The 9,805-nt window shown below is 43.1% G+C and carries 9 protein-coding genes; 3 read left to right on the plus strand and 6 right to left on the minus strand.

What is annotated here, in order from left to right; genetic code table 11:
- Positions 1–4 precede the first annotated feature (4 nt).
- Genes argC through ACYVAA_RS02515 form a run of 3 tightly spaced genes read right to left on the minus strand, consistent with a single transcriptional unit; the run spans position 5 to position 2,841 of the window.
- Positions 5–973, minus strand: coding sequence for an N-acetyl-gamma-glutamyl-phosphate reductase (gene argC, locus ACYVAA_RS02505; RefSeq protein ID WP_460538459.1), 969 nt, complete (start codon positions 971–973; stop codon positions 5–7).
- The gene (gene argG, locus ACYVAA_RS02510) at positions 966–2,165 is read right to left on the minus strand and encodes an argininosuccinate synthase (protein WP_460538460.1); all 1,200 of its coding nucleotides are present in this window, start codon (positions 2,163–2,165) and stop codon (positions 966–968) included. The genes argC and argG overlap by 8 nt, the downstream gene beginning before the upstream one ends.
- 1 nt (position 2,166) lies before the next feature.
- Positions 2,167–2,841 (minus strand): GNAT family N-acetyltransferase, encoded by a 675-nt coding sequence (locus tag ACYVAA_RS02515; protein ID WP_460538461.1) that lies wholly within the window; start codon positions 2,839–2,841, stop codon positions 2,167–2,169.
- A 797-nt stretch (positions 2,842–3,638) separates the two neighbouring features.
- Here ACYVAA_RS02515 and ACYVAA_RS02520 point away from each other — a divergent pair.
- On the plus strand, positions 3,639–4,685 hold the full coding sequence (locus tag ACYVAA_RS02520; protein WP_460538462.1) for a Fic family protein: 1,047 nt from the start codon (positions 3,639–3,641) through the stop codon (positions 4,683–4,685).
- 302 nt (positions 4,686–4,987) lie between these two features.
- On the opposite strand, the gene ACYVAA_RS02525 is transcribed toward ACYVAA_RS02520, so the two are convergent.
- Positions 4,988–5,143 carry a hypothetical protein gene (locus ACYVAA_RS02525; protein WP_460538463.1) on the minus strand — a complete coding sequence of 52 codons (156 nt, stop codon included), beginning with the start codon at positions 5,141–5,143 and terminating at the stop codon, positions 4,988–4,990.
- 146 nt (positions 5,144–5,289) lie between these two features.
- On the opposite strand from ACYVAA_RS02525, the gene ACYVAA_RS02530 reads away from it, so the two are divergent.
- Positions 5,290–6,000, plus strand: a complete 711-nt coding sequence (locus ACYVAA_RS02530; protein ID WP_460538464.1) for a DsbA family oxidoreductase — start codon at positions 5,290–5,292, stop codon at positions 5,998–6,000.
- Positions 6,001–6,324: 324 nt separating this feature from the next.
- Positions 6,325–8,499 (plus strand): B12-binding domain-containing radical SAM protein, encoded by a 2,175-nt coding sequence (locus ACYVAA_RS02535; protein WP_460538465.1) that lies wholly within the window; start codon positions 6,325–6,327, stop codon positions 8,497–8,499.
- Positions 8,500–8,635: 136 nt separating this feature from the next.
- On the opposite strand, the gene ACYVAA_RS02540 is transcribed toward ACYVAA_RS02535, so the two are convergent.
- Together ACYVAA_RS02540 and ACYVAA_RS02545 are read right to left on the minus strand one after the other, a co-directional pair.
- Positions 8,636–9,343, minus strand: coding sequence for an exonuclease/endonuclease/phosphatase family protein (locus ACYVAA_RS02540; protein WP_460538466.1), 708 nt, complete (start codon positions 9,341–9,343; stop codon positions 8,636–8,638).
- Positions 9,343–9,805, minus strand: a 463-nt coding sequence (locus ACYVAA_RS02545; RefSeq protein WP_460538467.1) for a restriction endonuclease, incomplete at its 5' end; no start/stop codon positions are given. The genes ACYVAA_RS02540 and ACYVAA_RS02545, both read right to left, overlap by 1 nt.

A 9,805-nucleotide genomic window follows, 5' to 3' on the forward strand; every position in this document is an offset into this window, starting at 1 on the left:
TGTCTTAGAAAGCGACACTTTTTAGTCTTAGTCCTTCTTTTTCATCCAAGCCAAAAGCCAGGTTGTAGTTTTGAACCGCTTGGCCTGATGCCCCTTTGAGCAAGTTATCAATGGCTGAATAGATCACCAGTTGTCCTGCTTCTTTTTTAAGGTGTACCACACATTTGTTGGTGCTCACCACTTGTTTCAGATCGATATCCTTTTCGGAGACAAGGGTAAATGCTGCATTGGCATAAAAGTCTTTGTACACCTTATAAGCTTCCTCCAGCGAACCTTCAAAAGGGAAATACGCCGTGATCCAAATCCCTCGGGAGAAGTTGCCCCTGTAAGGGGTAAACAAAAGATTTTGGTCAAAGCCATTCTGAAGCTGACCAAAAGTCTGTTTGATTTCCTTTAGGTGTTGGTGGGTGAAAAGCTTGTAAACCGATACGTTTTGGGTTCTTTGGCTGAAATGGGTGGTCTCCCCGGGTTTTTTTCCTGCTCCCGTACTACCTGTGATGCCCGTGATATGAATATCATTTTTAACCAAGCCGGCAGCAATGGCAGGTGCCAGCCCCAGTTGGATGCCAGTGGCAAAACAGCCCGGATTGGCGATTCTTTTGGTGCCTTTGGTTTTACCTGCATTTACCTCAGGAAGTCCGTAAAGGAATCCGTTGGATTCATCACGGAAATCCGTGCTCAGGTCGATGATTACGGTATTGTCATCGAATTTGTTTTCCTCCAAAAAACTTTTGGCCTGACCATGGGGCAAACCCAAAAATACGGCGTCAAGGCCTTCTGTTTTTACTTCATCGGTAAAGACCAGATCGGAATCGCCGATCAGGTCTGGGTGTACTTCATCTATTTTTTTGCCTTTTTGGCTGTTGCTATGGATATAAACCAGCTCGCAGTGGGGATGGTTTACAAGGATTCTTAATAACTCTCCTCCAGTGTATCCTGCAGCGCCAATTACGGCCGTTTTGATTTTAGTCATTTTCTAAGGTTTGGTTCACTTTGTGGAAAATTGCCGTTTGGTTGCCCAGGATTTTTGTGAATCCTTTGACGTCTTCAGCGGTGTAGCCTTTGTTCATTTCTCCATAGCTGCCAAATTTGGCGGACATCAGGTCATGCTCCGAGTTGATGCCGATCAACTGGAACTGATAAGGTTTTAGGGCTACTTTTACTTCCCCTGAAACAAAAGTCTGGGTATCCTGAAGAAAGGACTCTAAGTTCCTCATAACAGGGTCTAAGTAGTGGCCTTCATGCAAATGATTGCCATAGAACTCAGACAGTTGGTTTTTCCAGAAAGTTTGCCACTTGGTCAGGGTGTGCTTCTCTAATAACTGATGTGCCTTGATGATAATCAAAGGTGCAGCAGCTTCAAATCCCACACGGCCCTTGATTCCAATGATGGTGTCGCCCACGTGGATGTCACGACCTATGGCATAAGGATCAGCCAGTTCCTGTACCTTCAGAATGGCATCTACAGGATTGTCATAGTTTTGACCGTTCACACCTTTTAACTCACCCGATTCAAATTTCAAGGTGATGGTTTCTGGTTCGGTTTTGGTCAATTGGGTAGGGTAGGCCTCTTCCGGTAGGGTATCTCCAGAAGTCAAGGTTTCTTTTCCTCCCACAGAAGTTCCCCAAATGCCCTTGTTGATGGAGTAAGCAGCTTTTTCAAAGTTCATCTCCACGCCATGCTTCTTGAGGTATTCGATCTCCGCTTCGCGGCTCAATTTTAAATCACGGATAGGCGTGATGATCTCAGCTTCCGGCAAGATGGTCTGGAAGATCATGTCAAAACGAACCTGGTCGTTTCCTGCACCGGTGCTGCCATGGGCCACGGCTTTTGCACCAATCTTTTTAGCATACTCGGCCAGGGCCTTGGCTTGAAGGATCCTTTCGGCACTTACAGAAAGAGGGTAGGTTTGGTTTTTCAATACGTTTCCGAAAACCAAGTACTTGATCACTTCATTATAGTAGGTTTGGGTCACATCCAGTACTTCAAAAGAGGCAATCCCCAACTTACCGGCCCTTTCCTCGGTGGCTTTCAACTCATCTTCACTGAACCCGCCCGTGTTAACAAGGACTGCATGTACTTCGTAGCCCTTTTCCTTGGACAGGTGGATAGCGCAAAAAGTGGTGTCCAAGCCACCAGAGTATGCTAAAACAACTTTCTTCATTTTATATTAATTCTAATGTTTTATTTGTCTTTTTTTTTAAACCGGTAAAGACCGCACGCTTCATGCGTACTAATCGTTCGAAAATACCGAGATTCTTGTCAAAGTCCTTTCTCATGGCCACTTCTTTTTTCTTTTGGTCCTTAGGGACATAAAGCATGGCGGTGCAGAGACAGTTCTGACGGTTTTTGCTCTTTAGGATCTCGTAGTTGACACAACTTTGGCAGCCTTTCCAGAATTCTTCATCGTCTGTGAGGTCAGAATAGCTCACGGGTATATAACCCAATTCAGAATTGATTTTCATTACAGCTGCACCGGTGGTCAAACCGAAGATTTTGGCATCAGGAAATTTGGTTCGGCTGAGTTTGAAAACCGCTCGTTTGATTTCACGCGCCAAGCCTGATTTTCGGAAGTTCGGTGAAACGATAAGTCCCGAGTTGGCTACAAATTTTCCGTGGCTCCAAGCCTCGATATAGCAAAACCCAGCCCATTCCCCTTCTTTGGAAAGGGCTATTACTGCTTTGCCCTCTCGCATCTTTTGGGTGATGTACTCCGGAGAACGTTTAGCAATGCCCGTTCCTCGCGCTTGAGCGGACAATGCCATTTCATCCACAATGGCCTGAGCATACTTACTGTGCTGCTCTCCCGCAGCCTGTATGATAAATTGACTTTTTGTCATATTCGTATTTATCGGTGGAATCTCCATTGGCACTCAATCCCGACAGTGTTCAGCCAACTATTCGACTCCTGAAAGTTCTAATAAATAAATTTGATTTGTTTTGAGAATGGACCTCTACGTAGGAAGTCTAATAAAATAGCAGGGACTATGCCCTAAAAAGACTCCTGAAGTCTTTCCTAGGTGAAAAAATAGGCATAGCAATACTGTTAATGGAAAGGACATCCATTGTATTATTAAGACTTGCTATGTTGATCAAATTGCTCATTTTTCTAATGCGATACAAATGTTCGAATTAATCGTTAAATATACAAAACATTTTTTTATAAATTTTATGAAATCCTTGGTTTGGATAGGTTTTGAATGGATGTTAATGTATTTCTGATGGGCTAATTTTCGGGAAAGCCTACTTCTTGCAGTTTATCATTTGGTCATTTGTCATCGATAATGGTTTGTTTGATTATCCGCCATCAAGCCGATAGCCTTTAATTGGAATAACCTTCCGCTACACGGAATACACAAAAACTACGATAAAGTTTTTTAATTCCATCAAATTAGGTCAGGCGGTGAGGAACTGGTTTACTTTTGCAATTAGGAGGCCAGTATCCTTTAATTAATGATGTAATTTAGATTTGATTTTTTGAAATGAGCTTAAGCTGAGGCACTTTAGTTTTTGGGGTATCAATACTTTTGTGAGGTTAATTTGGTGATTTTCAGGTAAATGATTAGTATTTCTGAGTAATTTGACTAAATTTGTCAAAAGTAAAAAAGTCAAAATGAACACATTGGCCAACATTTTAATGAAAGCAAGAGTAGGTCTTGGGCTTACTTTAAAAGATGCCGTCATAAAGACAGGGGTAGATGCTGGGCTAATCAGTAAGTTTGAAAGGGGAAAGCGGCTCCCTTCAGAAGCCAATCTGGAAGAATTGGCCAAGGCTTATCAGCTTTCCTTCGATGCTCTGAAAAAGCAATGGTTGGCAGAAAAGATTCTCAACCTGGTGCAGTATGAAGTGGATGCTTCGGAGATATTGGCCCTGGCCGAAAGCCGGGTAGAATATCTTGCCGGAGAGCAGGCCTTAATACTGGACAAAGTGCCTTCAGATGTACTTCAAAAGTTGGATGAAATAGATACTTTGAAGGAAGTCTGGCAGCAAAAACGTCCATTGGGGCATACACAGCTTCAAAAGATGAAAGAGTATTTTAATGTGGCTTATACTTTTGAGAGCAATCGCATCGAGGGGAATACCTTGACTTTACAGGAAACCCACTTGGTCATCAATGAAGGCATTACCATTGGTGGTAAATCCATGCGTGAGCATTTGGAGGCGATCAATCACTCCGAAGCAGTGGATTATCTGGAGAAGTTGGTAGCAGATAAAATGGACATCAATCAGCGATGCTTACTGGAGCTTCATTATCTCATCCTTAAAGGAATAGATAGGGATAATGCGGGTAAGTACCGGTCTGTTCCGGTGAGGATCAGTGGGAGCGAGCATGTGCCGCCACAGCCTTATTTGATAGGGAAGTTGATGGAAGATTATTTCTTACACTATCAAAGACAGAAAAATATTCTTCATCCGGTAATACTTGCTGCTGAGGTGCATGAGCGCTTGGTAAGTATCCACCCTTTTGTGGACGGGAATGGCCGGAGCAGTAGGCTGATGATGAATTTGGTATTGGTGGGGCATGGTTACACTATTGCCAATCTGAAAGGGGATGATGTTTCAAGGCTAGCTTACTACAAAGCTTTGGAAGCGGTTCAGGTGAACAATGACCCGGTACCCTTTTATCACTTGGTGGCAGATGCCGTAAAGGATTCTTTGGTGCAGCATCTGGAGATGGTTTGAAGATGCGGTTCTTGAGGGTAGTTGAATGGTCCTTCGACAAGCTCAGGAACAGCCTTCGACAAGCTCAGGAACAGCCTTCGACAAGCTCAGGAACAGCCTTCGACAAGCTCAGGGACCACCTTCGACAAGCTCAGGGGCCATCTTCGATACGCTCAAGATTTCCTTCGACAGACTCAGGGGCCGACTTTGGTTCAGTTTGGGAATCAAAGGTGGTTTACTGATTTATTGCTAATTTTAGATCTAGTGTTTAATGTATTAAATTCAGCGCCTCAATTCTCAGTACTCCCTACTCCATACTAACCCTACAACACGTACATCAACACAAACAAAATCACCAAAAGAATGGCCACTATTTGGATGAGGGGACTTCTTTTGGGGAATTCATATTGGCAGATGGGGCATATTTTGGCCTTGGAATCCACTTCCATTGCGCAGGAGGGGCATTCTTTTGTCTTCATGGTTTAGTTTTGAGTTATTTGGTTATTACGTTACTAAGTTATTATAGGGTTGAGTTGTTGTTTGATTTATGAACAGGTGATTTAGGAGGTCAGGGGAACTCAAATTCCTCAAAATTGATTTACCCTTAAGATAATCAAAAAATGCTATGAAGATAGAAATTTGGTCAGACATCATGTGTCCGTTTTGTTATATCGGTAAAAGAAGGCTGGAAGCCGCTCTTGAAGAATTTCCACATAAGGATAAAGTGGAAGTGGTTTGGAAAAGCTTTTTGCTCAACCCTGAAATGGAAACCGATACGGAGAAAAGCATTGCCCAATACCTGGCAGAAACCAAAGGTTGGACAGTGGAGCAGGCAAAAGAAGCAGGAAACCAAGTGGCTGATATGGCCAAGGAAGAAGGTTTGGAATATGATTTTGATAGGGTGGTCGTGGCCAATGGAAGAAGGGCTCACAGGCTTTTGCAATACGCCAAACTGGTGGGGAAAGGTGATCAGATGAAAGAACGGTTGTTCAAAGCTTATTTTACCGAAGGAGTTAATATTGCTGATGAAATGGCATTGGTGCCTTTGGCACAAGAAGTAGGGCTGGATGAGGAAAAGGCAAAAGAAGCTGCACGATCAAAAGACTATGATGTGGCCGTAAATCATGATATCTACGAATCCCAGCAATTGGGTGTCAGAGGAGTGCCCTTCTTTGTCTTGGATCAAAAATATGGAGTTTCAGGCGCCCAGCCCAAGGAGACTTTTTTGCAGGCATTAGAAACTGCTTGGAAAACTTATGAGCAGGAGAAACCTTCATTACAAACCGTGTCAGGGGATGGAGAGGGCGCTGCCTGTGATATGGATGGTAATTGTTAAGAGTTTCTTCTGAACATATGTGATTGGTTAGTTAATAAGGAAGGCAGGGCTATTGGCGCTGCCTTTTAAATATACCTTTTAGAAGTATTCCCGATTGGAGTCCAAGATTAATATTTTTAGTGGGCACAGATGAATTGTATAAACACAGATTATTTGGTTGATGTATTTACAGAGATTTTGTGCCTTGTTCAGGGACTTGTGTGCCATGTGCTCAAAGTTTTCTAAGTTTAAATGCTTCCTTTTTTAGCCATCAACTGTAGATTAATGGAAGATTAATTATTCCGCCTTTCTTTTTAACTTTGCCCCAAATCAATCCCTGAAATAGTGGCTACTAAAGTTCTTTTCATCACTCCTCCATTTACCCAGCTCAATACACCATACCCGGCCACGGCTTATTTGAAGGGTTACCTTAACACCTTGAACATAAATTCCCGTCAGGCCGATCTGGGCCTGGAAGTGATCTTGCGTTTGTTTTCCCGAAAGGGATTACAGCAGGTGTTTGAACTGGCTGAGGAGCAGGAATTGGAGTATTCGGACAATGTGAACCGAATCCTGAGAATGAAAACGGCCTACCTGCAAACCATTGATACGGTGATTGATTTTCTTCAGGACAAGAACCCTACTTTAGCCTATCATATTTCTGAGGGAGACTTTCTGCCGCAGGCCGGAAGGTTTGAACAGCTTGATGATACCGAATGGGCGTTTGGAAGCATGGGACTTAGGGATAAAGCGCGTTATTTGGCCACGCTGTATTTAGAAGATCTAGGAGACCTGATCACAGAAGCCATTGATCCTTATTTCGGTTTCAGCCGTTATGCGGAGAGCTTGGGGATGTCAGCTGCGAGCTTTGATGAAATGGAAGCTGCGCTGAAAGAGCCTTTAAGTTTGATAGATGCGATGCTACTGGATCTGCTGGAGGAGAAAATCCGGGTTTATCAACCTGAGTCTGTTGCATTTTCGGTACCATTTCCAGGTAATCTTTATGGAGCCCTGAAGTGTGGACAGTACCTTAAATCCAAGCATCCAGGAATCAAAATCTGGATGGGAGGAGGTTATCCCAATACCGAACTACGTTCGCTGAAAGATCCTAGGATATTTGATTATGTGGATTATATCACCTTGGATGATGGAGAGGCGCCTGTCCGATTGCTGTTGGAGCATTTGGATGGAAGATTACCACTGAAAGAGCTAAAACGGACATTTGTGAGGATGGACGGGGAGGTGAAAATGATCAATAATTCGGCGGTCAAGGACGTTTCCCAACGGGAGGTGGGTACACCGGATTACAGCGATTTGCCTTTGAGGGATTATTTGAGTGTGATCGAAGTAGCCAATCCCATGCACCGCTTGTGGAGTGATGGGCGCTGGAATAAGCTGACTTTGGCCCATGGTTGTTACTGGGGCAAGTGTACCTTTTGTGATATTTCCCTGGATTATATTGGACGTTATGAACCGATTACGGCTTCCATGCTTTGTGACCGTATCGAGGAGATTATGGCCCAAACGGGAACCAATGGATTCCACTTTGTGGATGAAGCGGCCCCGCCTGCTTTGATGAGGGATCTGGCCATAGAGATTCTTCGCAGAGGATTGGTAGTCGTCTGGTGGACCAATATCCGTTTTGAAAGCAATTTTACAGCAGATCTCTGCAGACTGCTCAGGGCTTCTGGTTGTATAGCGGTATCGGGTGGATTGGAAGTGGCTTCGGATCGATTGTTAGGATTGATCAAAAAAGGGGTGACCGTTCCCCAGGTAGCCCAAGTGACCAACCATTTGACCCAGGCAGGAATCATGGTGCATAGTTATCTGATGTATGGTTATCCAACCCAAACGGCTCAGGAGACCATAGATTCCTTGGAAATGGTGCGCCAGCTTTTTGAGGCAGGAGTAATCCAATCAGGTTTCTGGCACCGCTTTGCCATGACAGCCCATAGCCCGGTAGGTTTGGCTCCTCAGGAATTTGGGGTGTATAGGACGGATTTGGAGTTGGCGCCATTTGCCAATAATGAAGTGGGGTATGAGGATCCTTTGGGTGTGGATCATGCTGCTTTTTCAGAGGGATTGCGCAAATCCCTATTCAATTATATGCATGGGGTGGGCTTTGAGGTGCCTTTGAAGAATTGGTTTGATTTTAAGGTTCCGGTAACCAGTATTTCGAAAAACTATATCGGCCGACAGATTGAAGAGGAAGAACTTCTGGCCTATAAAAAGCATCATCGGATCATTTGGATAGGATCACAGCCTGATCTGATGGAAAGTGAAGAGGAAGGGCACGCGGAGTTGGTGTTTTCAGGCAAGAAGGAGGACTTTGCTATGGAACTTCCTTGGGAACTGGCCGAATGGGTGGCCGACATGCTGGCCACGGTTTCTTATGAGCAGCCTTTAAATCGATTGCAAGTGGTTTGGGAAGATTATGAGGCGACAATGGGTGATTTTGGAGAACTGGTAGCGTCAGAGGTGTGGGAGATTTTGAAGGAGCATGGTTTGTTGGTTTTTTAGTTGTCTTATGCAGTTACAAATAACCGCTGAGGGCTCTGAGGGCACGGAGAGACGGAGATTGATTTTTCATTTTGGCCACAGATGAAGGTGATCAACACAGATTGAAATAATTAATTTTCAAGACTATTTTTGCTTGTTAGTTTAGTTTCATTAACAAAGGTCGGTGGTCACTTACATCTAACCATTTATCATCTGTTAAAACTTCAAAATGTTTAATGGAATCAAGTAAGTTTTTTGATGCAAAAAAGTAGTCAATATGATAAGGCTTTTCGGCTTTTCTTTGCAAAAAGAAGGTTGGAGTAGATTCCTTTCCTTGTTCTTCGGTATGCCAAGAATGATATACACTATTAATATTTTTTGATGCGAGCGATCTTATTATATCTGAATGGTTCCACCATCTATCCCATTGGTCCCAAATGCAGTTACTGTTTAAATCCCCGCCAATTATGATATTGGTGAAGGCATGGATATTTATTTCCAAATATTTCCAGAGTTGACCGTTATAGCCAAAGTTAGGGGAGTTGTTGTGATGGGCCCATACTCCTAAAAGATTGAATTGGTCATTAATGGAGCAGGGGAGGAAATATTTGACAAAGTGGTCTTGATAGGCGTTAGACCAGTTTAAGTTTTCAAGTTTGATGGATGGATCGGCGAAAACTCCCAATCCTTTATTTTTATTGTCTCCAATCCAAAGATAATTAGATGCCCAGTTCTGATAATTTTGGTCTTTTGTACAGCTTGGGTTTTCACATTCTTGAATAATTAGAATGTCAGCATATAGTTCATCGAGTAAATGGAATTTCTTTCTAAAGGCACCATTGCAATTCCAAGAGACGATTTTCATCAATTCATGAATTTTTCAAAATAGCCAAGCTGAACCTCGTAAACAGTTCTGGGTTTTAGGCCCAGTTCAACTTTTTCAAACATTTCTACCAGCTTTTTACCATCTACTAACTCGATTGGCGGAGCGCCATCTCTTGATGCTTCTTTTTCAGCTTCTCTTGTGAAAAATCCTGTTGTCATGATAATGCCTTTTTCAGCACGACCAATCATTGCGTTTCTGAAATCTCCAACTTGAGCTCTAGAAACGCTTCCTTTATATCTTTTACACTGGAACAAAACTTTGAAACTGACAAAAGGGTTAAGTTCAAGGACACCATAGCCATCTATTCCACCATCATGGGATTGTCCTGTAACTAGAACATTTTCAAACCCATGTTCTCGTAAAAGCTCTTTACAGACATTTTCAAATCCGCTTGGAGATAATGATTGAAGCACCTCTAATAAATTAGTTTCAGCTTTTAAC

This window comes from Echinicola sediminis, assembly GCF_054777495.1.